25 protein-coding genes are annotated in these 24,488 nt (G+C 71.3%); 21 read left to right on the top strand and 4 right to left on the bottom strand.

Annotated elements, in window-relative coordinates; translation table 11 throughout:
* Positions 1–11: 11 nt before the first annotated feature.
* Together DDJ31_RS09280 and DDJ31_RS09275 are read right to left on the bottom strand one after the other, a co-directional pair.
* Positions 12–935 (bottom strand): ABC transporter ATP-binding protein, encoded by a 924-nt coding sequence (locus DDJ31_RS09280; protein ID WP_127180752.1) that lies wholly within the window; start codon positions 933–935, stop codon positions 12–14.
* 11 nt (positions 936–946) lie between these two features.
* Positions 947–1,798, bottom strand: a complete 852-nt coding sequence (locus tag DDJ31_RS09275) for an aminoglycoside N(3)-acetyltransferase (protein WP_127180753.1) — start codon at positions 1,796–1,798, stop codon at positions 947–949.
* 161 nt (positions 1,799–1,959) lie between these two features.
* On the opposite strand from DDJ31_RS09275, the gene DDJ31_RS09270 reads away from it, so the two are divergent.
* The 8 genes from DDJ31_RS09270 to DDJ31_RS09235 are packed head-to-tail and all read left to right on the top strand — an operon-like array spanning position 1,960 to position 8,535.
* Positions 1,960–2,712 (top strand): helix-turn-helix transcriptional regulator, encoded by a 753-nt coding sequence (locus tag DDJ31_RS09270; protein WP_127180754.1) that lies wholly within the window; start codon positions 1,960–1,962, stop codon positions 2,710–2,712.
* Entirely contained in the window at positions 2,709–4,133 is a 1,425-nt protein-coding gene (sufB, locus tag DDJ31_RS09265) for a Fe-S cluster assembly protein SufB (RefSeq protein ID WP_127180755.1), read from the top strand. The genes DDJ31_RS09270 and sufB overlap by 4 nt, the downstream gene beginning before the upstream one ends.
* Positions 4,134–4,189: 56 nt before the next feature.
* Positions 4,190–5,371 (top strand): Fe-S cluster assembly protein SufD, encoded by a 1,182-nt coding sequence (gene sufD, locus DDJ31_RS09260; protein ID WP_127180756.1) that lies wholly within the window; start codon positions 4,190–4,192, stop codon positions 5,369–5,371.
* On the top strand, positions 5,371–5,703 hold the full coding sequence (locus tag DDJ31_RS09255) for a bifunctional 3-phenylpropionate/cinnamic acid dioxygenase ferredoxin subunit (RefSeq protein ID WP_127180757.1): 333 nt from the start codon (positions 5,371–5,373) through the stop codon (positions 5,701–5,703). Before sufD ends, DDJ31_RS09255 begins: the two co-directional genes overlap by 1 nt.
* Positions 5,704–5,710: 7 nt before the next feature.
* Positions 5,711–6,478, top strand: coding sequence for a Fe-S cluster assembly ATPase SufC (gene sufC / locus DDJ31_RS09250; RefSeq protein WP_127180758.1), 768 nt, complete (start codon positions 5,711–5,713; stop codon positions 6,476–6,478).
* Complete coding sequence (locus DDJ31_RS09245) at positions 6,475–7,731, top strand: cysteine desulfurase (RefSeq protein WP_127180759.1); 1,257 nt, start codon at positions 6,475–6,477, stop codon at positions 7,729–7,731. The genes sufC and DDJ31_RS09245 overlap by 4 nt, the downstream gene beginning before the upstream one ends.
* Positions 7,732–7,747: 16 nt before the next feature.
* Positions 7,748–8,200 (top strand): Fe-S cluster assembly sulfur transfer protein SufU, encoded by a 453-nt coding sequence (sufU, locus tag DDJ31_RS09240; RefSeq protein ID WP_127180760.1) that lies wholly within the window; start codon positions 7,748–7,750, stop codon positions 8,198–8,200.
* Positions 8,197–8,535: a metal-sulfur cluster assembly factor gene (locus tag DDJ31_RS09235; protein ID WP_127180761.1), complete on the top strand. Its 339-nt coding sequence runs from the start codon at positions 8,197–8,199 to the stop codon at positions 8,533–8,535. Before sufU ends, DDJ31_RS09235 begins: the two co-directional genes overlap by 4 nt.
* 162 nt (positions 8,536–8,697) lie before the next feature.
* On the opposite strand, the gene DDJ31_RS09230 is transcribed toward DDJ31_RS09235, so the two are convergent.
* Positions 8,698–9,543: an AbfB domain-containing protein gene (locus tag DDJ31_RS09230; RefSeq protein WP_127180762.1), complete on the bottom strand. Its 846-nt coding sequence runs from the start codon at positions 9,541–9,543 to the stop codon at positions 8,698–8,700.
* Between the two features lie 237 nt (positions 9,544–9,780).
* Between DDJ31_RS09230 and DDJ31_RS09225 the strand changes: the two genes are divergently transcribed.
* The 4 genes from DDJ31_RS09225 to DDJ31_RS09210 all read left to right on the top strand — a co-directional run bounded on the left by DDJ31_RS09225 (position 9,781) and on the right by DDJ31_RS09210 (position 12,680).
* A complete protein-coding gene (locus DDJ31_RS09225; RefSeq protein ID WP_127180763.1) occupies positions 9,781–10,101 on the top strand; it encodes a DMT family transporter in 321 nt (106 codons plus the stop codon).
* The gene (locus DDJ31_RS09220; protein ID WP_127180764.1) at positions 10,101–10,646 is read left to right on the top strand and encodes a TetR/AcrR family transcriptional regulator; all 546 of its coding nucleotides are present in this window, start codon (positions 10,101–10,103) and stop codon (positions 10,644–10,646) included. The genes DDJ31_RS09225 and DDJ31_RS09220 overlap by 1 nt, the downstream gene beginning before the upstream one ends.
* Positions 10,647–10,797: 151 nt before the next feature.
* Complete coding sequence (gene dapD, locus DDJ31_RS09215; RefSeq protein WP_127180765.1) at positions 10,798–11,787, top strand: 2,3,4,5-tetrahydropyridine-2,6-dicarboxylate N-succinyltransferase; 990 nt, start codon at positions 10,798–10,800, stop codon at positions 11,785–11,787.
* 188 nt (positions 11,788–11,975) lie between these two features.
* A complete protein-coding gene (locus DDJ31_RS09210; RefSeq protein ID WP_127180766.1) occupies positions 11,976–12,680 on the top strand; it encodes an antibiotic biosynthesis monooxygenase in 705 nt (234 codons plus the stop codon).
* 191 nt (positions 12,681–12,871) lie between these two features.
* On the opposite strand, the gene DDJ31_RS09205 is transcribed toward DDJ31_RS09210, so the two are convergent.
* Positions 12,872–14,698: an endonuclease/exonuclease/phosphatase family protein gene (locus tag DDJ31_RS09205; protein ID WP_127180767.1), complete on the bottom strand. Its 1,827-nt coding sequence runs from the start codon at positions 14,696–14,698 to the stop codon at positions 12,872–12,874.
* Positions 14,699–15,066: 368 nt separating this feature from the next.
* Here DDJ31_RS09205 and DDJ31_RS09200 point away from each other — a divergent pair, with 368 nt between their 5' ends.
* The 9 genes from DDJ31_RS09200 to DDJ31_RS09160 all read left to right on the top strand — a co-directional run bounded on the left by DDJ31_RS09200 (position 15,067) and on the right by DDJ31_RS09160 (position 24,433).
* Positions 15,067–16,527 (top strand): hypothetical protein, encoded by a 1,461-nt coding sequence (locus DDJ31_RS09200; RefSeq protein ID WP_127180768.1) that lies wholly within the window; start codon positions 15,067–15,069, stop codon positions 16,525–16,527.
* Positions 16,528–17,032: 505 nt separating this feature from the next.
* The gene (locus tag DDJ31_RS09195; RefSeq protein ID WP_127180769.1) at positions 17,033–17,680 is read left to right on the top strand and encodes a GntR family transcriptional regulator; all 648 of its coding nucleotides are present in this window, start codon (positions 17,033–17,035) and stop codon (positions 17,678–17,680) included.
* Positions 17,681–17,695: 15 nt separating this feature from the next.
* Positions 17,696–18,730 (top strand): 1-aminocyclopropane-1-carboxylate deaminase, encoded by a 1,035-nt coding sequence (locus tag DDJ31_RS09190; RefSeq protein WP_127180770.1) that lies wholly within the window; start codon positions 17,696–17,698, stop codon positions 18,728–18,730.
* Between the two features lie 143 nt (positions 18,731–18,873).
* Entirely contained in the window at positions 18,874–19,914 is a 1,041-nt protein-coding gene (locus tag DDJ31_RS09185; RefSeq protein WP_240678248.1) for a LacI family DNA-binding transcriptional regulator, read from the top strand.
* Between the two features lie 196 nt (positions 19,915–20,110).
* Positions 20,111–20,734, top strand: a complete 624-nt coding sequence (locus DDJ31_RS39005; protein ID WP_240678249.1) for a hypothetical protein — start codon at positions 20,111–20,113, stop codon at positions 20,732–20,734.
* Between the two features lie 246 nt (positions 20,735–20,980).
* Positions 20,981–21,364 carry a hypothetical protein gene (locus DDJ31_RS09175; protein ID WP_127180772.1) on the top strand — a complete coding sequence of 128 codons (384 nt, stop codon included), beginning with the start codon at positions 20,981–20,983 and terminating at the stop codon, positions 21,362–21,364.
* Positions 21,365–21,448: 84 nt separating this feature from the next.
* Complete coding sequence (locus DDJ31_RS09170; RefSeq protein WP_127180773.1) at positions 21,449–22,036, top strand: VanZ family protein; 588 nt, start codon at positions 21,449–21,451, stop codon at positions 22,034–22,036.
* A 558-nt stretch (positions 22,037–22,594) separates the two neighbouring features.
* Positions 22,595–23,839, top strand: a complete 1,245-nt coding sequence (locus tag DDJ31_RS09165; RefSeq protein ID WP_127180774.1) for a helix-turn-helix domain-containing protein — start codon at positions 22,595–22,597, stop codon at positions 23,837–23,839.
* A 132-nt stretch (positions 23,840–23,971) separates the two neighbouring features.
* The gene (locus tag DDJ31_RS09160) at positions 23,972–24,433 is read left to right on the top strand and encodes a hypothetical protein (RefSeq protein WP_127180775.1); all 462 of its coding nucleotides are present in this window, start codon (positions 23,972–23,974) and stop codon (positions 24,431–24,433) included.
* Positions 24,434–24,488 lie beyond the last annotated feature (55 nt).

Genomic DNA, 24,488 nt, shown 5'->3' with positions numbered 1-24,488 from the left:
TGCGGTGGTGGTCACGAGCGCAGCTCCTTGCCGGTCAGCTCCAGGAAGACGTCCTCGAGGGTGTGCCGCTCCACCGAGATGCGGTCCGGCATCACCCCGTGCTGGGCGCACCAGGACGTCACCGTCGCCAGCAGCTGCGGGTCCACCTCGCCCGCCACCCGGTACGAGCCGGGCGTCAGCTCGACGGCGCTCGAGTCCGGGGGGAGCGCCTTGAGGAGGGAGCCGACGTCGAGGCCGGGACGTCCGCCGAAGCGCAGGGTGTTCTCGGCGCCGCCCCGGCACAGCTCCTCGGGCGAGCCGTGGGCGATGACCTTGCCGGCGTCGATGATCGCGACGTCGTCGGCGAGCTGCTCGGCCTCGTCCATGTGGTGGGTGGTGAGGATGACGGAGACGCCGTCGGCGCGCAGGTCGCGCACCAGCTCCCAGGTGGCGCGGCGGGCCTGCGGGTCGAGTCCTGCGGTCGGCTCGTCGAGGAAGACCAGCTCGGGCCTGCCGACCACCGCCATGGCCAGCGCGAGGCGCTGCTGCTGCCCGCCGGAGAGCCGCCGGTAGGTGGTGCGGCCGCAGCCGCCGAGGCCGAGGCGTTCGATCAGCGCGTCCACGTCGAGCGGGTGGGCGTGCAGCCGGGCGACGTGCCGCAGCATCTCGTCGGCCCGCGCGCCGGAGTAGACCCCGCCGGACTGGAGCATCACCCCGATCCTGGGGCGCAGCTCACCCGCCTGGCGCACCGGGTCGAGCCCGAGCACCCGGACCGTGCCCGAGTCGGGCTTGCGGTATCCCTCGCAGGTCTCGACGGTGCTGGTCTTGCCCGCGCCGTTCGGACCGAGGACGGCGGTCACGCCCGCCTCGGCCACCAGGTCGAGGCCGTCCACCGCGGTGGTGGTGCCGTACCTCTTCACCAGGGCCTGCACCTGGACCACGGGCTCGCTTCGCATGGGTCCAGAGTCTAGGTTCGCTCCCCGGGCGCGGGAGCGGCGGGTGCGGGATCTCCACCCGAGGGGGGTTCCTCGGCCCGTGAGCGGTGCAGCGCGAGCCACCGCCGGGCGTACCCGACGGCGTCGGCGAGCGGGAACAGCCGGGTGTCGGCGGCGCCGACCCGGCCGCGCAGCACGGGCCGGTCCCGTTCGAAGTCGTGGCCGAGTTCGTCGAAGCGCTCGGAGGTGATCGACACCTCGGTCAGGGTCTCCCAGCCGCCGCCCGGCGCCGGACGGCCGACCGGGACCAGCGGTGCGGGGAGCCGGTACTCGGCGAGGTGGAAGCCGGTGCAGGTGTCGTAGTCGGTGCCCAGCATCAGCACCCGGGCGCCCAGCTCCTCCAGGCGGGCCAGCGGGCTGCGCTCACCGAGCCGGCAGTCGTGCGCGTGCCCCTCGACGACCTGGGCGGCCCGCGGCCCGACGGCGGCGAAGGAGGTGTGCGGGTGGGCGCTGCGCAGGGCGCCCGGCCAGGTGCGGACGGTCTCGGGGAGCACCCCGACGCCGTGCGAGCGGGTGGTGCGCGGGTCGTACGCGGGCATGGTGGCGCGGATCCGCTCCCACCACTGCTCGGGCACCGGGGGCCTGCTCCACAGCGCCGGGTCGGAGAGGTTCCCGGAGTGGGCGGGCACCACCAGGGTGCCGTCCGGGCCGATGGCGTCCAGGAGCCCCTGGACGACGGCGACGGGGCCGCCGTTGACCCAGCCGAGGCGGGAGAGGGCGGAGTGCACCAGCAGGGTGTCGCCACTCGCCACGCCGAGCAGGCGCAATTGGGTGGCGAGGCTGTCCCTGGTGACGAGGGGACCGGTCGGCGCGGGGGTCGGCATGGGGCCCGAGTCTCGTCGAAGGGGCCTGGTCACGCCAGTGGATTGATCGATCAAAGATCGTTTTCGCAGGTCAGATTAGGTAAACCTAAGTGACGCAGGGCACCGCCGGTCGGCCGGGCCGCGGCTTGCCCGCCCCTGAGGAATTACGCAACAATGGCGTTGTGAAAAACGTCGGCGAGGCTCGGGAGACCCCCACGGGGGCCCCGCAGGAGGAGCTCGCGACCGGTGAGCGGTCCACCCGCAACCGCGTCGCGCGATCCATCCTGGACCACGGCCCGTCCACCGTCACCGCCCTGGCGGGCCGCCTCGGCCTCACCCAGGCCGCCGTCCGGCGCCACCTGGACGCCCTGGTCGCCGACGACGTCGTGGAGGCACGCGAACAGCGGGTCTACGGAGCGCGCACCCGCGGCAGGCCCGCCAAGGTCTTCGCTCTCACCGACTGCGGCCGTGACGCCTTCGACCAGTCCTACGACAAGCTCGCCGCCGACGCGCTCCGCTGGATCCAGGAGCGCTGCGGCGGGGACGAGGCGATCGTCGCCTTCGCCCGCGCCCGGATCGCCGAACAGGCCGCCGCCTACCGCGAGGCCATCGCCGCCGCGGCTCCCGAGAACCGCACGGAAGCCCTGGCCAAGGCGTTGAGCGCGGACGGGTACGCTGCTACGGCGCGCAGCGCGCCGCTTCCCCAACGGGGTGAGCAGCTCTGCCAGCACCACTGCCCCGTCGCCCATGTCGCCGAGAAGTTCCCACAGCTCTGCGAGGCGGAGACGGAGATCTTCTCCCAGCTGCTCGGCACCCATGTCCAGCGGCTGGCGACCATCGCGCACGGTGACGGCGTCTGCACGACGTTCATCCCCAAGAATTCCCCGACCACCGATCACGCATCCGTAAGCACCGCCGGGAGGAACCCCGCATGACGCTCCCCATCGAGGAGACCGCTCACCCCGAGCTCGAGGGCCTGGGCACCTACGAATACGGCTGGGCCGACTCCGACGTGGCCGGTGCCTCTGCCAAGCGCGGGATCAACGAGGACGTCGTCCGCGACATCTCCGCCAAGAAGTCGGAGCCGGAGTGGATGACCAAGCTCCGGCTCAAGGGGCTGAAGCTGTTCGAGAAGAAGCCCATGCCGAACTGGGGCTCCGACCTCTCCGGCATCGACTTCGACAACATCAAGTACTTCGTGCGCTCCACGGAGAAGCAGGCGGAGTCCTGGGAGGACCTGCCCGAGGACATCAAGAACACGTACGACAAGCTCGGCATCCCCGAGGCGGAGAAGCAGCGCCTGGTGGCCGGTGTCGCGGCCCAGTACGAGTCCGAGGTCGTCTACCACCAGATCCGCGAGGACCTGGAGGAGCAGGGCGTCATCTTCCTCGACACCGACACCGCCCTGCGGGAGCACCCCGAGCTGTTCAAGGAGTACTTCGGCACGGTCATCCCGGTCGGCGACAACAAGTTCGCGTCGCTGAACTCGGCCGTGTGGTCCGGCGGTTCCTTCATCTACGTGCCGAAGGGCGTGCACGTCGAGATCCCGCTCCAGGCGTACTTCCGCATCAACACCGAGAACATGGGCCAGTTCGAGCGGACCCTGATCATCGTCGACGAGGGTGCCTACGTGCACTACGTCGAGGGCTGCACCGCGCCGATCTACAAGTCGGACTCGCTGCACTCCGCGGTCGTCGAGATCATCGTCAAGAAGAACGCGCGCTGCCGCTACACGACCATCCAGAACTGGTCGAACAACGTCTACAACCTGGTCACCAAGCGCGCCGTCGCCTACGAGGGCGCCACCATGGAGTGGGTCGACGGCAACATCGGCTCCAAGGTGACCATGAAGTACCCGGCCGTCTACCTGATGGGCGAGCACGCCAAGGGCGAGACGCTCTCCATCGCCTTCGCGGGCGAGGGCCAGCACCAGGACGCCGGCTCCAAGATGGTCCACATGGCGCCGAACACGTCGTCGAACATCGTCTCGAAGTCGGTGGCGCGCGGCGGCGGCCGGACCTCCTACCGCGGTCTCGTCGAGATCGGCGAGGGCGCCCACGGCTCCAAGTCGAACGTCCTCTGCGACGCCCTGCTCGTCGACACGATCTCGCGCTCCGACACGTACCCGTACGTCGACGTCCGCGAGGACGACGTCTCCATGGGCCACGAGGCGACCGTCTCCAAGGTCTCGGACGACCAGCTGTTCTACCTGATGAGCCGCGGTCTGACCGAGTTCGAGGCGATGGCGATGATCGTGCGCGGCTTCGTCGAGCCGATCGCGAAGGAGCTGCCGATGGAGTACGCCCTCGAACTCAACCGGCTGATCGAGCTGCAGATGGAAGGCGCGGTCGGCTGAGCGCCCGCCGCACCGTCCCGCCCCTCCCGTCCTAGAAAGCGAGCACTACGACAGCCATGGCTGAGGCTCAGAACTCCCCGGTGGGCTCCACCACCGCCGGCGCCATCGCGGTGGCCGCCGAGTCGACCGTCGCCACCCGCATGAGCGCGCCCCCCTCCTACGACGTCACGGACTTCCCGGTCCCGCACGGCCGTGAGGAGGAGTGGCGGTTCACCCCGCTGGAGCGCCTGCGCGGACTGCACGACGGCACCGCCGTCGCGACCGGCGAGGGCGTGAAGGTCGCCGTCGAGGCCCCCGAGGGCGTCACCGTCGAACTGGTCGGCCGCGACGACGCCCGGATCGGCCGCGGCGGCGTGCCCGCCGACCGGGTCGCCGCCCAGGCCCACTCGGCGTTCGAGCAGGCCGGCGTGGTCACCGTCCCCAAGGAGACGGTCCTCACCGAGCCGGTCCGCATCACCGTGCACGGCGAGGGCGGGGTCGCCTACGGCCACCAGATCATCGAGCTGGGGGCCTTCGCCGAGGCCGTCGTCGTCATCGACCACACCGGTGACGCGGTGCTCGCCGCCAACGTCGACTACCTCCTCGGCGACGGCGCCAAGCTCACCGTCGTCTCCGTCCAGGACTGGGACGACAAGGCCGTCCACGTCGGCCAGCACAACGCGCTGATCGGCCGCGACGCCTCCTTCAAGTCCGTCGTCGTCACCTTCGGCGGCGACCTGGTCCGGCTGCACCCGCGGGTCGCCTACGCGGGACCCGGCGGCGAGGCCGAACTCCTCGGCCTGTACTTCACCGACGCCGGGCAGCACCAGGAGCACCGCCTGCTCGTCGACCACAACACCCCGCACTGCACCTCGAACGTCGTCTACAAGGGCGCCCTCCAGGGCCAGGACGCGCACGCGGTGTGGATCGGCGACGTGCTGATCGAGGCCAGGGCCGAGGGCACCGACACCTACGAGATGAACCGCAACCTCGTCCTCACGGACGGCGCGCGGGTCGACTCGGTGCCGAACCTGGAGATCGAGACCGGCGAGATCGTCGGCGCCGGACACGCCTCCACCACCGGCCGCTTCGACGACGAACAGCTGTTCTACCTGATGGCGCGCGGCATCCCCGAGCAGGACGCCCGCCGCCTCGTGGTCCGCGGCTTCTTCGCCGAACTCGTCCAGCAGATCGGCGTCCCCGACATCGAGGAGCGCCTCCTCGCGAAGATCGCGCAGGAGCTGGAGGCGTCGGTCTGATGACCACCTTCGTACGCGCCTGCGAGCTGGGCGAGCTGGACGAGGACACCCCCAGACGGGTGGAACTCGACGGCACGCCGGTCTCGGTCGTCCGCACCGGGGGAGAGGTGTACGCCATCTACGACATCTGCTCCCACGCGAACGTCTCGCTCTCCGAGGGCGAGGTGGAGGACTGCCAGATCGAGTGCTGGCTGCACGGCTCCGCGTTCGACCTGCGCACCGGCAAGCCGTCCGGCCTGCCCGCGACGCGACCCGTTCCCGTATACCCCGTAAAGATCGAAGGGGGCAGCGTCTTCGTCGACGTCAGCGCCTCCCTCACCCAGGAGTCCTGAGGCACCCATGGCAACGCTTGAAATCCGAGACCTGCACGTCACCGTCGAGGCCGACAACGCCACGAAGGAGATCCTCAAGGGGGTCGACCTGACCGTGAAGCAGGGCGAGACGCACGCCATCATGGGCCCCAACGGCTCCGGCAAGTCGACCCTCGCCTACTCCCTCGCCGGCCACCCCAAGTACACCGTCACCGGCGGCACCGTGCTGCTCGACGGCGAGGACGTCCTGGAGATGTCCGTCGACGAGCGCGCCCGCGCGGGCCTGTTCCTGGCGATGCAGTACCCGGTCGAGGTGCCCGGCGTCTCCGTCTCGAACTTCCTGCGCACCTCCGCCACCGCGATCCGCGGCGAGGCCCCCAAGCTGCGCACCTGGGTGAAGGAGGTCAAGGAGGCCATGCAGCGCCTCCACATGGACCCCGCCTTCGCCGAGCGCAACGTCAACGAGGGCTTCTCCGGCGGTGAGAAGAAGCGCCACGAGATCCTCCAGCTGGAGCTGCTCAAGCCGAAGATCGCGATCCTCGACGAGACCGACTCCGGGCTGGACGTCGACGCCCTGCGCGTCGTCTCCGAGGGCGTGAACCGGGTCCGTGAGACCGGCGAGGTCGGCACCCTGCTGATCACCCACTACACGCGCATCCTGCGCTACATCAAGCCCGACCACGTCCACGTGTTCTCCGGCGGCCGGATCGTCGAGTCCGGCGGCGCCGAGCTCGCCGACACGCTGGAGAACGAGGGCTACGAGGCGTACACGACGAAGGGCGGCGCATCCGCGTGACACAGATGCCGGGCCTCCTCGACACCGAGGCGATCCGCAAGGACTTCCCCATCCTGGACCGTCAGGTCCACGACGGGCGCAAGCTCGTGTACCTGGACAACGCGGCGACCTCGCAGAAGCCGCGCCAGGTGCTGGACGCCCTGAGCGAGTACTACGAGCGGTACAACGCCAACGTCCACCGCGGTGTGCATGTGCTCGCCGAGGAGGCCACGGCACTGTACGAGGGCGCGCGGGACAAGGTCGCCGCCTTCGTCAACGCGCCCAGCCGCGACGAGGTGATCTTCACCAAGAACGCCTCCGAGTCCCTCAACCTCGTGGCGAACATGCTCGGCTGGGCCGACGAGCCCTACCGGGTCGACCACGAGACCGAGATCGTCATCACGGAGATGGAGCACCACTCCAACATCGTGCCGTGGCAGCTGCTCGCGCAGCGCACCGGCGCGAAGCTGAAGTGGTTCGGCCTCACCGACGACGGCCGCCTCGACCTGTCGAACATCGAGGAGGTCATCAACGAGAAGACGAAGATCGTCTCCTTCGTGCTGGTCTCCAACATCCTCGGCACCGTCAACCCGGTCGAGGCCATCGTGCGCAGGGCCCAGGAGGTCGGCGCGCTGGTCTGCATCGACGCCTCGCAGGCCGCCCCGCACATGCCGCTCGACGTGCAGGCGCTCCAGGCCGACTTCGTGGCCTTCACCGGCCACAAGATGTGCGGTCCGACCGGCATCGGCGTCCTGTGGGGCCGCCAGGAGCTGCTGGAGGACCTGCCGCCGTTCCTCGGCGGCGGCGAGATGATCGAGACGGTGTCGATGCACTCGTCGACCTACGCTCCCGCGCCGCACAAGTTCGAGGCCGGCACCCCGCCGATCGCGCAGGCGGTCGGGCTCGGCGCCGCCATCGACTACCTCGACGCGATCGGCATGGACAAGATCCTCGCCCATGAGCACGCGCTCACGGAGTACGCGGTGCGCCGGCTCGCGGACGTCCCCGACCTGCGGATCATCGGCCCGACCACGGCCGAGGACCGGGGCGCCGCGATCTCGTTCACCCTGGGTGACATCCACCCGCACGACGTGGGGCAGGTCCTCGACGAGGAGGGCATCGCGGTCCGGGTCGGCCACCACTGCGCGCGGCCGGTCTGCCTGCGGTACGGAATTCCCGCGACCACGCGAGCGTCGTTCTATCTGTACTCCACGCCGGCCGAGATCGACGCTCTGGTCGACGGCCTGGAGCACGTACGGAACTTCTTCGGCTGAGGGGCGTGCTGAGATCGTGAAGCTGGACTCGATGTACCAGGAAGTCATCCTGGACCACTACAAGCACCCGCACGGGCGTGGTCTGAGGGACGGCGACGCCGAGGTGCACCACGTCAACCCGACGTGCGGCGACGAGATCACCCTGCGTGTGAAGTACGACGGCACGACGATCACGGACGTCTCCTACGAGGGACAGGGCTGCTCGATCAGCCAGGCGTCCGCGTCGGTCCTCAACGACCTGCTGGTCGGCAAGGAGCTGACGGACGCGCAGAAGATCCAGGAGACCTTCCTGGAGCTGATGCAGTCCAAGGGCAGGATCGAGCCCGACGACGCGATGGAGGAGGTACTGGAGGACGCGGTCGCGTTCGCCGGAGTCTCCAAGTACCCGGCCCGGGTCAAGTGCGCACTGCTGAGCTGGATGGCTTGGAAGGACGCGACGGCCCAGGCGTTCGAAAGGAAGACGGCATGAGCGACACCGAGACCATCGAGATGAAGCCCGCCTCGGAGGAGGAGGTCCGCGAGGCCCTGCTCGACGTCGTCGACCCGGAACTGGGCATCGACGTCGTCAACCTCGGCCTGATCTACGGCGTGCACATCGACGACGCGAACATCGCGACCATCGACATGACCCTGACGTCGGCGGCCTGCCCGCTGACCGACGTCATCGAGGACCAGGCCAAGTCCGCCACCGACGGCCTCGTGAGCGAACTGCGCATCAACTGGGTCTGGATGCCGCCGTGGGGCCCGGACAAGATCACGGACGACGGCCGGGAGCAGCTGCGGGCGTTGGGGTTCAACGTCTGAGCACCACCGGCTGACCGCCGGCCCGGTGCCCGAGGTCCGATCTCCGAGGCCCGGGGTCCGGCCGAGCGTGTCGGTCCGGGCGTCGGCTGAGGCGCGGACACGAACGGCCACACCCGCGCGGGTGTGGCCGTTCGGTCGTCTCCGACCCGGGCGGGGAGAACCCTAGGCCACCCCGTCCACCAGCCGGAACGCCGAGTCGGCGCGGTAGAGGGCGCTGTGCTGGACCGGGTCGAGGCGGACCCGGAAGTCGCGGTGGCGCAGGAAGCGGCCGGGGAAGTTCACCGACTCCAGCATGATCGCGCCGGGGGCCGAGCCGGTGCGCGGGCAGAACGTGGCGTCCTTCTCGAACAGGGCCGAGCCGTCGTCGGGTTCCGCGCGCAGCACGAAGTCGCGGTGGCGCAGGTAGCCGCCGCCGGCGGTCGCGAAGGAGTAGCAGGAGCTGTCCGCGAGGCCCTTGACCAGCTTGAAGGTCGCGTCCCCGCGGGCCTGCGCCGAGCCGACCGGGTCGAGCCGCACCAGGCCGCCCGCGACGTGCCAGAAGCGGTCCGGGTGGTTGACCGAGCGGACCGAGCGCCACGGGACGGCGGGCTTCGGCGCCGTCGGCGAACCCGGGTGCGGCGCGGGCGACGTGGCGGGGGCTGTGGGTCCTGGCGGGGTGGCGGGCCGGTGGGTCGGGGCGGGCGCGGTCCGCGGTGCGCGCCCGCCGTCCGGCGCCTGCTGGTCCGTCTCGCCCGCGGGGGACGCGGCCTCGCTCGGGGAGGGGGAGCCGAAGGAGATCAGGCCGGGCGCGGTGACCTGGTCCGAGGGAGCGGGAGCGGCGGTGGCCCGCTCGGGGCGGTCACGGTCGCGGGCCGTGACGGATATCGCGGTCGCGCAGGCGGCGACGGTGGCCAGCGCGAGCACGCCGGCCAGCCAGAGTCTTCGGGTGCCTGGCGTGCGGGAGGTGTCGGGGGTCCAGCCGGTCTCCCACGGGCGGTCCTGCGGGGGCCGGGGTGTCTCTTCAGGCATGCGGAATTCCTCCAGCGGCGCCCGAGGCGGCGGCCGGGGATGTGAGGGGGGCGTAGGTGAGCGGTGAAACACTAGTGGAGCCCGTGGGGTGCGGGGAGCCGTTTCAGCGAGCGGTTTCCATGAATGTTGAACTTTCCTGCGTAACTCCGTGTCTCCGTAACTCCCGCCCGCAGGACAGGAGTTGACGGCCGGATCCGGACGGTCTGCGGCCTCCGTTCGTTATGTACGCTCGTCCACATGGGATATCTGTTGCTCGGCGCGGCCATCGCCGCCGAGGTCGGCGCGACGACCGCCATGAAGTACACCGACGGCTTCAGCAGGCTGGGCCCCTCGCTGCTGACCGTCCTCGGATATGTCGTCTCCTTCGCCCTGCTTGCCCAGACCCTCAAGACGGTCTCCATCGGCAGCGCCTACGCGATCTGGTCCGGCGCCGGCACCGCCGCCATCGCCACCATCGGCGTGGTCTTCCTCGGCGAGGGGATGACGGTGACCAAGGCCGCCGGGATCGCCCTGATCATCGTCGGAGTGGTCGTCCTCAACCTGGGCGGCGCGCACTGATGGCCCGCCGCCACGACCCCGACCGGCGCCAGCGGATCATCGACGCCGCGATCCGCGTCGTCGGCGCGAAGGGCATCGCCGGACTCAGCCACCGCTCCGTCGCGGCCGAGGCCGACGTGCCGCTCGGCTCGACCACCTACCACTTCGCCACCCTCGACGACCTCATGGTGGCCGCCCTGCGCCAGGCCAACGAGGGCTTCGCCAACCTCCTCGCCGCCCGCGGGGCGCTCACCGACCCGGACACCGACCTGGCCGCCGAACTCGCGGGACTGCTCGGCGAGTGGCTCGGCGGCGACCGCGCCGGCGTCGAGCTGGAGTACGAGCTGTACCTGGCCGCCCTGCGCCGCCCCGCGCTGCGCCCGGTGGCCGCCGCCTGGGCGGACGACCTCGCCGCCCGCCTGGCCGCCCGCACCGACCCCGCCACCGCCCGCGCCCTGGTGGCCGTCCTGGACGGCGTCTGCCTCCAGGTCCTGCTCACCGACACGCCCTACGACGAGGCGTACGCCCGGGACGTCCTCACGCGGGTGGCCGGCGGGCGGCGATGAGCGCCCGGGGGGCGGGAGCGACGGTCACCGGGCGGGCCCGCCGGGTGGCTCGCCGCTTCTCCACGGGGTTCCGGCGGGCGGCCCGACCGGCTCCTGAGACATCGCCGTCGTGAGTTCGCCTCGGCCCGCCCCGGCCGGTTAGGTTGCCCTCATGACCGACACGACTGCTCCTCGCACCACCGGCGCCGTGGCCGCCGGCCTCGCCACGATCGCCGCCGACGGCACCGTTCTCGACACCTGGTTCCCCGCGCCCGCGCTGGCCGAGGAGTCCGGCCCGGCCGGCACCGAGCGGCTGGACGCCGACCGGACCCGTGAACTGCTCGGCGAGCACGGCGTGGCGGCCCTCGGCAAGGACGACATCCGTGGCGTCGAGATCGTCGCGGTCCGTACGGTCATCGCCTCCCTCGACGACAAGCCCCTCGACACCCACGACGTCTGGCTCCGCCTCCACCTGCTCTCGCACCGCCTGGTCCGGCCCAACGAGCAGAACCTGGACGGCATCTTCGGCTTCCTCGCCAACGTCGTCTGGACCTCCCTCGGCCCGGTCGCCGTGGACACCCTGGAGACCGTCAGGCTCGCCGCCCGCGCCCGCGGTCTGCACCTCGGGGTGACCGGCGTCGACAAGTTCCCGCGCATGACGGACTACGTGGCCCCGGCCGGTGTCCGGATCGCCGACGCCGACCGGGTCCGCCTCGGCGCCCACCTCGCCGCGGGCACCACGGTCATGCACGAGGGCTTCGTCAACTTCAACGCGGGCACCCTCGGCACCTCCATGGTCGAGGGCCGGATCTCGCAGGGTGTCGTCGTCGGCGACGGCGCCGACATCGGCGGCGGCGCGTCCACGATGGGCACCCTCTCCGGCGGCGGCAAGGAGCGCGTCCGGATCGGCGAGCGCAGCCTGGTCGGCGCCGAGGCGGGCGTCGGCATCGCGCTCGGCGACGACTGCGTGGTCGAGGCGGGCCTCTACCTCACCGCCGGCACCAAGGTCACGCTGCCCGACGGCCAGATCGTCAAGGCCCGCGAGCTGTCCGGCGCCGACAACATCCTGTTCCGCCGCAACTCCGTCACCGGCACCGTCCAGGCCGTGCCGAACAACGCGGAGTGGGCCGGTCTCAACGACGTGCTGCACAGCCACAACTGAGCTTCCCCCGCCCCTGAGCGCCCCCTCGACCCCGGTCGGCGGGGCGCTCGGTCGTCCGACGGCGTGGGGCGAGCCGCTGGGCGCCGCCGGTGTCGCGGGTGCCCGCCGGGGCGGACCGGGGTGAACGGGGAAGTCGGCCGTGCCGCGTCGCTTGACCTCAACCTCCCTTGAGGTCGCACGGTGGTTTCATGACGAAGCGCATCGACACCTACCCCGACCTCACCGACCCGCGCGTCACCGCCCCCTTCTTCAGCACCTGGCGCGTCGGCACCCCGGAGCGCCAGCGGCAGGCCGTGGAGGCGATCGCCCACGCCTGGCAGTCCCGGCCCTGGCCGGCCGACACCCTGCTCGGCTACCACGTCTACACCGGTCTCGACGGCTCCACCCTGCTGCACTACTCGCAGTGGGCCTCCGAGCAGGACTACGAGGCGTTCGTGAAGGTCCACCGGCAGGAGCGCGTCGACGAGATCGACACCGCCGTCCCCGGCATCGAACGCCTCGGACTCGGCCGCTTCCGGCGCTACCGCAGCCTCGGCCAGGACGGCCGGGGCGGGCGGGTGCCCGGGTGCGTGGTGGTCGTCGACGTCCACTTCGAGGGGCCGGACCCGGACCGGCAGCGGGCCTGGGTCGACGCCGTCGCCGACGCCCTCGCGCACGATCCGGAGCCCGCGCCCGGCGGTGTCGCCGCCCACTTCCACCTCTCCACCGACGGCACCCGCGTCCTCAACTACGCCGAGTGGGAGAGCGCGGACGCCCATGCCGACGCCCTCGCCGCACCCGGCGAAGGCGTCGGCTCCCCGACCGACCGCTGGCGGCGCGTACGGGACTGGCCGGGCCGCAGGAGCAGCACGGTCGGCCGGTACGAACACGCGCTTGGCCTCGTCCCCGACTGACCGCCTCGCGCGCCCGGCCTTCGGACGCCGCGACGATGGACGGCGTGACGGCGTGACGGCGTGACGGCGTGACGGCGTGACGGTGTGACGGTGTGACGGCGGACGGTGTGACGGTGTGACGGTGTGACGGTGTGACGGCGTGACGGTGTGACGGTGTGACCGACCGGGCCTCGTGATCCGGACGTCGTGCCCTACGGGCAGAAGCGCAGCACCTGCGGGTCGTGGTCGCTGATCTGGTCGTGGAACTCCGCGTTGATGTGCACGCTGTCGTACGCGAAGGCGCGGTCGCGGCGGATCGACGGGCTGATCAGGATCTGGTCAAGGACCTGCTGGTTGCCCTGGTAGTCGTAGGTGTAACGCTCGTTCCTGGGAAGGGACTTGATCGCCGACCAGAGCGCGCCGCCGCCCTCGAAGGCCGTCGTGGTCCGCGAGAACTCGAAGTCGTTCAGGTCGCCGAGCGCGATGACGTCCGCGTCCTTCTGCGCCGCGAGGACGCTCCTGGCGAACGAGTTCACCAGTGTCGCCTGGGCGTGCCGCTGGACCTCCGAGCCGCGCGTCGGGGGCTGGTACTGCGAGGTCAGCCCCTGGTCGCCGCCCTTGGAGTTGAGGTGGTTGGCGATCACGAAGACCGTCCGCCCGCGGAAGACGAACTCGCCCACCAGCGGCTTGCGGCTGTTCGTCCACGCGGCGTCCGCCGGGGCGATCCGGCCGGGGGAGACCGTCAGCCGGGCCTTGCCGCGCGCCGCGGTGACCCCGACCGGGGTGGTCGCGTCGCCGCCCGCGCGGTCCGTGAAGGAGACCCGCCGCGGGTCGAAGAGGAACACCTGGCGGATGTTGCCGCCGGGCTCGCCGCCGTCCTGGTCGTCGACCGGGTCGATCGAACGCCAGTCGTACCTGGGGCCGCCGGCCGCGACGATCGCGTCGACCAGCCTGCCCACCGTCACGTCGGCGGCGACGACGCCGTCGTCCGCGGGGCCGTCGTTGTCCTGGATCTCCTCCAGGGACACCACGTCGGGCGAGCGCAGGTTGCCGACGATCGCGGCGGCGTGCGCCTCGAACGTGGTGTCGCCCGGGTCCAGGTTCTCGACGTTGTACGTCGCGACCGCCAGCTCCGCGGGCGCCTGCCGCTTCGTCGTCTCCCGCTCCAGGCCACCCCTCCCGAGCGTGCCCAGCTCGTTCGCGACGAGGGTGTAGCCGCCGTACGCGTTGAAGTCCAGCGGGCCGGTCGTGGCGCCCTTCAGGGTGTCGCCGACGTCGGCCACCGGGAAGTCGGCGCCGGCGCCGAGCGACTGGATCTGCAGACGGCCGGTGTTCTGCGCCGTGTACGAGCCGTAGACGGAACCGCCGCGCGCGCCGCGGTTCTCCGACGGCTTCACCGTCACCCACAGCTCGGCGTACGGGTCGCTCGCCGTGATCACCCGGACGTCCCTGACCTGGACGTTCATGCCCTCCAGGGACTCGTAGCGGTCCAGCGCGTACGTCGAGGGGCGGAGCGTCAGGCCGTTGATCGAGCCGTGCGCGGCACTGTCACCCGCAGGGGTGTACCGGGAGGGCACCGAACGGGCGTCGACGACCGCCGGGGCCGGCACCTCGTTCCCCGTGGAGACGGTGGTGACCGCCGGTCCGGTGATCTCCGTGAGGGACTGGTTTCCGGACGAAGTGCCGCCCGGGACGTACTCGGAGACGGTGCCGCTCACGGTGACGGAGTCTCCGACGGCGACCTGCGGGACCGAGCCGGTGAAGACGAAGACGCCCTCGCTGGTGGCGGGATTCCCGTCCGGAACCGGGTCCTGGTACCAGAAGCCCTTGGCCGAGCCGCGGCTGCGCACCCCGGTGACGATCCCGGGCACGTCGGCGACCGTCCGGCCCGCGTACGGCGAGATCCGGGTGGTGCCCTGGAGGTCGTGGATGCGCACGGTGTCGGCGTGCGCGGCTGGGGTCAGGACGAGTGTGGACGCGGCGGAACAGACCGCGGCGACGGTCAGCGCGGCGAGACGGGCGGACGACGTGCTCGGCAAGGTGATCCCTCCGGAGGCGTCAGGGACGCCGGAACGAGGCGGAACGGGAACGCCGGGAGCCGCGACCGGCGGGGCGCCGGACGCGGCGGGGACGCGCGTGGAACCTACAGCGGAACGGAGCCGTCACCCGCCACTTCCCTCACCCTTCCGCCGCCTTTCCCTGCCTTTCCCCGCGCGTCCGTCCCGTCACCGTTTCTCCGTTTCCTCGTTTCCCCGTTTCCCCGCACGTCAATGCCGGTCCCGGCCGCGCTCGTTGTCGTGGTTTCGGCCATGTACGGTGGCTGACCAGCAGATGAACCGGGCGGCATGGTCCCAAACCCGTCTAGGCTGAGCGGCTGAGACTTTCACGGCCCGAGGAGAACCAGCCGATGCCAGACAGCTCCCCCCTGCCGCCCGTGCGGCTGCACTCCGAAGCGGAGCTCGCGCGGGACGCGCTGTCCACGCCCCTGCTCTCCCGGGCCGCCCTGCTCGCCCGCTGGGCCGGACCCGACACCCGCGTCGACGCCGGCGGCGGCCTCGTCGAGGAACAGCTGCCCGCCGCCGCCGAGGCCCTCGGCCTGACCGGCGACGACGCCGTCGCCCACGCGAGCGAGGCCTGGCGGGTCGCCGTCGACACCGGCCTGGTGGAGATCTCCGACGGCGACGGCGACGACGGTGACGACGACAGCGACGGCACCGTCACCCAGGGCGAGGACCTCGCCCTGCTGGCCGGCGGCTCCCCGCACGACGTGCTCGGCATCTGGCTCGCCGCCCTCGACACCGTCCTCGCCGACGCCGCCGTACCCGACCTCGACGGAGTGCTCGACGCCGTCGGGGGCGAGGACGGCGCCGGTGATCTCGACCTCAGCGGGCTCGACTGGGACCCGGAGGCGGAGGCCGAGTTCCTCGACGGCGTCCTCGGCAACCTCTACCTGCTCACCGTCACCGAGGAAGGCCCCGGGGACGCCCCCGTCCCGCTGCCCGCCCTCGCCGCCTCGATGATCGTGCCCAGCGACATGGGGGAGCCCACCAACGACGTGCTGGAGCAGGTCTCGGACGCGATGATGCGGCTCGACGACCAGTTCAGGCTGCTCGAACCGGTCGGCCTGGTCGAGTACCAGCCCGTCGACGAGGCGCTGATGGCGGACGCCGACGAGGAACCCGCCGCACCCGTCGACGACACCGACGTCTCCCGCTACGGCATGGTGCGCCTCACCCCGCTCGGCCGCTACGGGCTGCGCGCCCGGCTCCTGGAGGCCGGCCACGAGGCGCCCGCCGTCGGGGAGTTGGCCGACAAGGGCGCCGACGCGCTCCTCGACGGCACCGCGACCTTCCCGCAGGCCGCCGCCCAGGCCGAGATCGACCAGTGGGTACGGCGCCGCGCCCCGCTCGACGCGGCCCGCGACCTGCTCACCGCCGCCCGCGGCCAGGACACCGCGGCCCCGCTGCGCAGGCTCCACTGCCAGCAGGCACTCTCGCTGGTCGGCGCCGAGGCCGAACCCGCGCTGCGCGAGGTCCTCGACGACCCCGAACTCGGCGGCCTCGCCCGGGTCTGGCTCACCGAGAACGGCTGCGCGGACGTCCCCGCGCCCTCCGAGGACCTGATCTTCTGGCTGACCATCGACACCATCGCCGCCCAGCTCGCCGCCGAGGGCAACTCCGAGGAACTGCGCGCCCTGGTCGAGGGGTTGGCGGCGCAGCACGGCGGGTTCTTCACCGCGGCCTGGCGGGTGGAGCATCCCGCCACCGCCGATGTCCTGGAGGCGATGGGACGACTGCACCCGGACAAGCGGATCGCCAAGGAGGCCCGCAAGGCGGCCTTCAAGGCCCGCTCCCAGCACGGGAGTTGACGACCCCGGCGGACCGCGCTCGGCGGGCGCGTCCAACCGGGCGGAGGGGGTCCGAGCTGGTCCCGAGCGGCGGGTAATTACCTCGCCCACCTCCCCGCACCCCTCCTACAGTGGGTGCACGGCGTCCCACCAGGCTCAGTGGGACGCCTGCCCCGGCCGGGCGTGGCCCGCACTTCAAACGGGGGGTGCGGGCCGCGTCCTTCCCGGGCCGGGTCTTGCCGGGCCGGTCATTGCCGGGCCGCGCCTTTGCCGGGCCGGGTCCTTCTCGGGCGGGGGTCCCCCGGGTCGCGCCGGTCCTTCCCGAGCGGGTGTTCCCAGGTCGTGCCGGTCCTTCCCGGGCTGTCTCTCTCCCGCGCGGGTCCTTCCCGGGCCGCGCCTTTGCCGCGCCGGGTCCTTCCCGTTCGGGTCTTCCCCGCGTTGCGCACGCTCCTTTCCGGGTGGATCCTCCTCGCGCGCCGAGACGGACCCTTGTCGCCCCGCGAACTGACATCTAACATTTCAGTTCATGGAGCCTCTGCGACCCGTCCGGCGCACCCTGCTCAGGGACCGCGCCTACGCATCGATCCGGGACGCCATCGTCGCCGGGCGGATCGAGCCCGGCGCGGTGGTGCGGGACGCCGACCTCGCCGAGCGGCTCGGCCTGTCCCGGGCCCCGGTGCGGGAGGCGTTCTCACGCCTCGTCGACGAGGGGCTGCTGGAGAGCAAGCCGCAGAGCTACACCCGGGTGACCCCGGTCGTCGCCGCCGACGTACGGGACGCGGCCGCCGTCGTCGGCGCCATGCACGAACTGGCCACCCGGGTCGCGGTGCCCCGGCTGGCCGCCGCCGACATCCGGGCGATGCGCGCGGCCAACGAGCGGTTCGCCGCCGCCGTCACCGCGGGCGACGTGGACGGGGCGCTGCGCGCCGACGACGCCCTGCACGACGTGCTGGTGCGGGTCGCCGCCAACCGCGCCGCCGCGGCCACCATCACCCGCCACACCCCGCTCGTGCGCCGACTGGAGCGCAACCGCTTCGGTGAGGGCGGCAACTGCCGTTCAGCCGGTCTGCACGAGCAGTTGATCGACGCCTGCGCGGCCGGTGACGTGGACGACGCCGTCCGCGTCACCGCCGAGATCTGGCGCAGCCTCGCCGAACTCGCCGACGACGACTGACCCTTCGGAGGAACCATGACGCCCCCGCCCGCCACGTCCCTTGCCTCGTACGAGCGTTACCCGCTGCTGTTCGGACCGTCCCCGATCCACCCGCTGGCCCGGCTCACCGACCACCTCGGCGGCGCCTCGCTGTGGGCCAAGCGGGAGGACTGCAACTCCGGTATCGCGTACGGCGGAAACAAGACCCGCAAGCTGGAGTACCTGGTCGCCGACGCGCTCGCGCAGGGCTGCGACACCCTCGTCTCGATCGGCGGCGTCCAGTCCAACCACACCCGCCAGGTCGCCGCCGTCGCCGCCCGCGCCGGGCTCAAGTGCGTCCTGCTCCAGGAGAGTTGGGTGGAGTGGCCGGACTCCGTCTACGACAAGGTCGGCAACATCCTGATCAGCCGGCTGGCCGGGGCCGATGTGCGGCTGGTGCGGGCCGGGTTCGGCATCGGGTTCAAGGAGAGCTGGGAGCAGGCGCTGCGCGAGGTGGAGGAGTCGGGCGGCAAGCCGTACGCCATCCCGGCCGGCGCCTCCGACCATCCGCTGGGCGGCCTCGGTTTCGCCAACTGGGCCTACGAGGTGGCCGAACAGGAGCGCGAGGCGGACGTCTTCTTCGACACCGTGATCGTCTGCTCGGTGACCGGCTCCACGCAGGCCGGGATGGTCGCCGGGTTCGCCGCGCTGGAGGAGGCGGGCGGCCGTCCCCGCCGGGTGATCGGCGTCGACGCCTCGGCCGCGCCCGCGAAGACGCGTGAGCAGATTGCCCGGATCGCCGACAACACCGGCCGACTCATCGGCATCCAGCGAGAGTTGACGGAGGCGGACGTCGAGCTGGACGAGCGCTACCACGCCGGGACGTACGGGATCCCCGACGAGGCGACCCTGGAGGCGATGCGGCTGGCGGCCCGCACCGAGGGCATGGTCACCGACCCCGTCTACGAGGGCAAGTCCATGGCGGGGCTCATCGATCTGGTGTCCCGCGGCGAGATCGACCGCGACGCCACCGTCCTGTACGCCCACCTCGGCGGGCAGCCCGCGCTGAACGCGTACAGCGCGCTGTTCTAGACGAGTGCGCGCTGTTCCGGACGCGTACGGGGTGTGCTGTTCCGGACGCGCGCAGGGCGCTGGCTGCTCCGGACCGGATGCGGACGCCTTCCGTCCGGAGCCGTGCGGCGACGGCCCCTTCCTGGCCGGATACAGTGCACAACGTGCGCGGGGACGATCAGCAGCGGGAGACGCGGGCCGGACGGGCGGACGGGACCCGGCGCCGGGCCACGATCCACGACGTCGCCCAACTGGCGGGCGTGTCACGGCAGACGGTCTCCAGGGCCGTCAACGACAAAGGGGAGATCGACCCGGCCACCAAGGAACGGGTCCTGGAGGCGGCACGCCGTCTCGACTACCGGCCGAGCCGGTTCGCGCGCGGCCTGGTCCGCAAGGGCGGGGTGACCACGGGACTGGTCATCCCCGACCTGATGAACCCGTTCTTCCCCGAGGTCGCGGCGGGCGTCCTGGAAGCCGCCGAGCAGCGCGGCTGGCAGGTCGTGGTGTGGGACTCCCGCACCGACCCGGCCCGCGAGGGCGAGGCGCTCGACATGCTCTCGCACCAGGCCGACGCGGTCATCGGCTACTTCAAGAACGGTGACGACGTGCTCGCCCGGCACCTCGGCGGCGTCCCGCTCGTCGTCCTGGAACGCGGCCCGCAGCAGACCCGGTTCGCCGCGGTGGGCATCGACGTCGCGGCCGGCATGGAGCGCGGCGTGGCCCATCTGGTCGCGTCGGGACACCGCGCGATCGGCCTCCTCGACGGCGACGCGGAGTCCCCTGGGCCGCGCAGGCTGGCCTTCGAGGACGCGACGCGTCGGCACGGACTGCCCGTCGACGCGAGCTGGACCGTGCTCTGCCCCGAGCACAGCGTGACCGGCGGCGAGGCGGGCATGGCGCGACTCCTCGCGGAGCGGCCCGAGGTGACGGCCGTGGTCGGCTTCAACGACCTGATCGCCGTCGGCGCGATCCGGGCCGCCCGACGCGCGGGCCGACGGGTGCCGGACGACCTCGCCGTCGTCGGCTTCGACGGGCTCTCGCTGGGCGAACTGGTGGAGCCCGCGCTGACCACCCTGCACATCGACAAGCGCCGCCTCGGCCGCCTCGCGGTGGAGCAGGTGGCCCGCCTGCGGTCCGGCGAGGACCCGCTGACCGGCCCGGACGCGTGGGTCGTCCCGGAACTGGTGATCAGGGCGTCGGCCTGAGCGGGACGGGCGCGGGCGGCGACGGGGGCGTGAGTCGCGAGAGGGCGTGCGCGGCGACCTGGGCGGGCGTCGTGCCTGAAGCCTGTTGCAGGGCTCTCTTGGTATCGGAAGGGTGAATTTCCCTTTAGGTCGCAACCACACAGTCCCCACACGTGTCGTACGCATACACGACACATCGTTGATTCCTGGGGGGACCATGAGTCACCAGCAGTACCCGCAGCAGCCCGGCTACGGGGCGCCGCAGTACCCGCCGCAGCCGCCGAAGAAGTCCAACGTCGGCAAGATCCTCGGCTTCGGCTGTCTGGGCTTCGTGGGCCTCTTCGTGCTGCTCGGAATCGTCGCGACGGTGTTCGGCGGCACCTCAGGCTCCGACGACTCCGGCAGCTCCAGCGGATCGAAGCCGGCGGCGGGCGCCGCCGAGAACGCCGAGAAGCCCGCCGAGGACGACACGAACAAGAACGAAGGGAGCGAGGGCGACGCGGAGAAGGGCGGTGGGCAGGACGAGAAGCCGTCCGCCGCCAAGGTCGTCACCTTCAAGGTGTGGGGCAGCGCGCCGGCCGGCGCCCTCGGCCCCCTGGACATCACCTACGGCTCCGACTCCGACACCCGCGAGGGCGCCTTCAAGAACGGGACGTTCGAGGCCACCCTGCCGCTCAAGGACGACGCCCTGTACTTCCACGTCATGGCGCAGTTGCAGGGTTCCGGTGACATCAACTGCTCGGTCACCGTCGCCGGTCACACGAAGAAGGCGCACGCGTCCGGCGGCTACAACATCTGCGACGCGCAGGTGAGTTCGGGCCTCCTCGGCGGCTGGAACTGACACCTTTCGCGCGGCGTTCCTCCTTTCCTTAGTTGACGGAATTGACGCGATCTGACAATTACGGCTCGGTGGGCGTGATGTCTGATGGCATTTCTTGGCATGCCCGCGTGGCGCTCGCGGCGGGAGTCGCTATGTCACGTCCTATGGGATCCGGTGGAGAGCCGCGCGGATCTCTGTTCCCGGTGACACGGTCGGCCGGCGTTCCACTTCGGACGTTGCCGTCGATGTTCCCGCGAGGAGAGAAACGTGAAGCGCTGTTCGAGTGTGTTCGGCGTCCTGCTGGCCCTGCTTGTCGCCGGCCTCGTCGTGGCGCCACCCGCCGGTGCGACCCCGCAGGGGTGCGGGGACCTGAGCAACGGGCAGCTCTGCATCACCGGTCCGGTACCCACGCCAGGTACGTACACCGTCTCCTACTGGAGACACATCAGCGGTGAAATCACGGTGCGGCTCGGTCACCAGATCAAGATCGAGCGCACGGGCAGGATCGCGCAGACCACATGGCTCGGGAAGAAGAAGACACAGAACGGTTCCGCGAAGCTCTCCCGGTTCGTCGACCTGGATGGCGAAGGATGCATTCGTGGCATCATGAGCCACGGTGGAGAAACCTTCGTCAGTAAATGGCGTTGCTAGCCCGAATTCGCTGTGGCCGAGCCTGGTTGCGGGCAGTCGTAGCCTCTTCTCCGTCCTCCGAGACGCAAGACGCCAGGAGCACTGATGTGGCAGCTTGTTCTGTACGTCAACCCGTTCACTGTTCTTCTCTTCGTTCTGGGTACCGTCGCTTTTTCGTTGACGTTCTGTCGCTGGAGTGCTTCCCGCCCCGACCGTGGGGTCAAGGCGGCCAGGTCTCTCTTTCGCCTCTGCCTTGCCGTCGTCCTGGTCGCCACGCTCGTGCCGACCGAGCCGATCGGCTCCGGTGTGCGAAACGTGTGGCTGACCCCGGGGGACGGGCTCGTCGGTCCTGGAGTCGCCGACCTCTTCCCGCAGGAGCGGCGCATGGTCCTCGCCCTGACGATCGCCAACGCGGCGATGTTCGTTCCCCTGGGCGTCCTCTGGTACGGCATCGCGAAGGGAGCGCCGGCGTTGACGGCCGTCACGGGGTGTTCTCTGCTGAGCGTGGGAATCGAGGCGGTTCAGTTCCTGATGAACGCCGGCCGGATCGTGGACATCGACGACGTCCTCTTCAACACGGCCGGGGCGATGATCGGAGCCTTGGTCGCCGCGACTGCCCACGCCCTTTCGCGAAGGAACGTGCGTGCTCACCGGGCGCCTCGACGTGCGGGCGCGCACCGGGCCACTTCCTGACCGACGGCGCACGGATCTGACCGTTTGTCGAAGCGGGCGGTTCGAGACGGCGCGGCGATTGCGGGGTGCGCGTCCTCGCCCGCGCGGGGCCACGGAAGCGCCGCCTCTCCAGATGTGGGATCTCCAGCGCGTGATCCGGATCGCTCATGCGGGCCGCCACTGTGGTGACCCGCTTCCGTCGCCGCTGTCAGCGGACCGTCGCTGCGCGCTCTCACCAAGTCGGGGACCTCGACATCGATCACGTCGGCCTGGGGGAGTGGTTCGGGTAGTGGCTAAGTTGGCTGCGGTCGAGCGTTGCTGACGGTAGCGTCGCTGGTCAGGAAGACTGGTCCCCGCAGGCGCGGAGGTGGCCCCGGAGCCGCAATGAAGGCCATCCGCGAGGCACGCTGGTCCTCGCACGCGCGGGGGGATCCCCACAACGCGCGTCCTCGGGCATGCTGCCAGGTGGCCCCTCGCTCTCCTGCATCCGGAGTCACAGACAGGAGGCGCAACCAGCACTCCCCCACCAGGCCGAGGAGTAGCGTTCTGAGAGTCGAGGTCAGAACGAGGAGCCCGAGTATGCGCGAGCGCACCGACATCGCATCCCCTCATCCCGGCAACCGACTCAAAGAACTTCGTCTCCTGCGCGGCCTCACTCAGGAGGGACTCGCGGAACGGGCGGGCCTCAGCCTGGGAGTGGTGAAGAAGTTGGAGGGCGGCGGCAACGCCCGGCTGGACACCTATCACGGCCTCGCACGCGCCCTCGGCGTCCGCACGAGCGCTCTCTTCGAGTCGGGCGGCGCGCACGCCGCCACGCGCAAGGACGACGACAACATCGACCTCATGCCGCTCCGGCAGGCCATCGCCCCGGCCGTCACCTACTCCGGACGCCTCACCGACACCGTCGCAGTCGATCCCGATCTCGGCCGCCTCCGCTCCACCGCCGTCGAGGTCGGGACCGCCTACCACCGCGACCACTACGCCTACGTCGCCGAGTTCCTCCCGTCGCTCGTCCACGCCGCCCACGCCGCCGTCGCCCACTTCGACGACGGGCCCGAGCACACGGAGGCCGTGCGGATCCGCTCGGACGTGCTCCAGATGGCCGGCCGCTATCTGACCCAGGTCCGCGCCTACGACCTCGCCCACACCGCACTGCGGGACGCCATCAGCGACGCGGTACGCGCCGACGACCTGGGCAGTGTCGCCGCGGCCGTCTACCAGCAGGGCTGGCTGCTGATGCGTCAGGGACGTCTCGACGAGGCGGAGCAGGTGAGCGTCACGACGGCGGACGCGGTGGAGCCGAGGATCTCCCGAGCGACGAAGGCGACGCTGGGGGCGTGGGGCAAGCTGCTGGTCCACGGCAGCGCGGCGGCAGCACGGAACAACCGGCCGGCGGAGGCGAGGGAGATCCTCCGGTTGGGGCGGACGGCGGGCGTCGCGCTCGGCGCCGGCCAGGCGGTCGCGGTGTCGAGCTGGGGCCGCTTCGACTGGCGAACGGTCGCGTTCCAGGGGATCGAGAACCAGTTGGTGGCGGAGAAGCCCGACCGAGTGCTGCGGTTGTCGGAGAAGCTGCCGGCCCCGACGGACAGGAAGGGCCGACTGTTCATGCGTCGGCACCTGCTGGACGTGGCCCAGGCACACGTCATGATGCGGACGCCGGGCGAGGCGACGGTCATCCTCTGGTCGCTGATGAACGAGACACCGGAGTGGCTTCGGCACCAGCAGATGGCCGCCGCCACGTTCCATGACGCTGTAAGGAAGAGCGGGCGGCGCAGGATGACGCTGAAGGAACGGGAGTTGGCGAAGTTCTTCGGCAGGCGCTGACGAAGGACACGGAACGGGGCTGTAACCCACGTGGTGAGGTCGTCGAGGTCCACGTTCCGTGCCTGTCGCGACTGCGCTGGGGCTCCTACGGTCGGGTGTGTGAGTGGATCACCCGCAACTGTGGAGGCAGGTATGCCAGCCCGGACAGCGCTGAGCCTCAAGGCACTGGCCGCCCTCGCCTTACCCGGCGTCGCAGATCTGGACGAGACCCGGGCCGCCGGCCGGACCTGCGTCTGGGGCGGCGAACTCCTCGTGAACGAGACCGCGGTCGACCTGGGCGTCCAACTCACCGACGGAAGAACCTGGTTCCCGCGCTCGTGCGAAACCTGCGTCGCGCAGCGCGCGTACCTGGCGCGCACCGCGCACGCTCCGATGTGCGCGGCCTGCCGTAGCGATGTCTCCGTCGACTGTCCTCTCGGGGCCGAGCTGCGGCGGCTCGTCGCCGTCCACACTCCGGTGCGGTACTGCTCGCGCTGTTGTCGTCGGATCGCTCCGGGTGAGGAGTACGGGACGGAGCCGCGGCAGTCGCCGTCGGGGGCTGGTGGTGCGACGGTGCACGCGCACACCGTGTGCTCACGAGGGCGACGGCGGTGACGGCCACGTCGGACGCCGTCGTTCGCCTGCGCGCCGTGGCCGACGCCGAGTACCG

It is taken from the genome of Streptomyces griseoviridis (assembly GCF_005222485.1).
In the GTDB taxonomy this organism is placed as follows: Bacteria; Actinomycetota; Actinomycetes; order Streptomycetales; family Streptomycetaceae; genus Streptomyces; species Streptomyces hintoniae.
The sequence above is the reverse complement of the archived record's forward strand: the minus strand, read 5'-3'. Positions and strand labels throughout refer to the sequence as shown.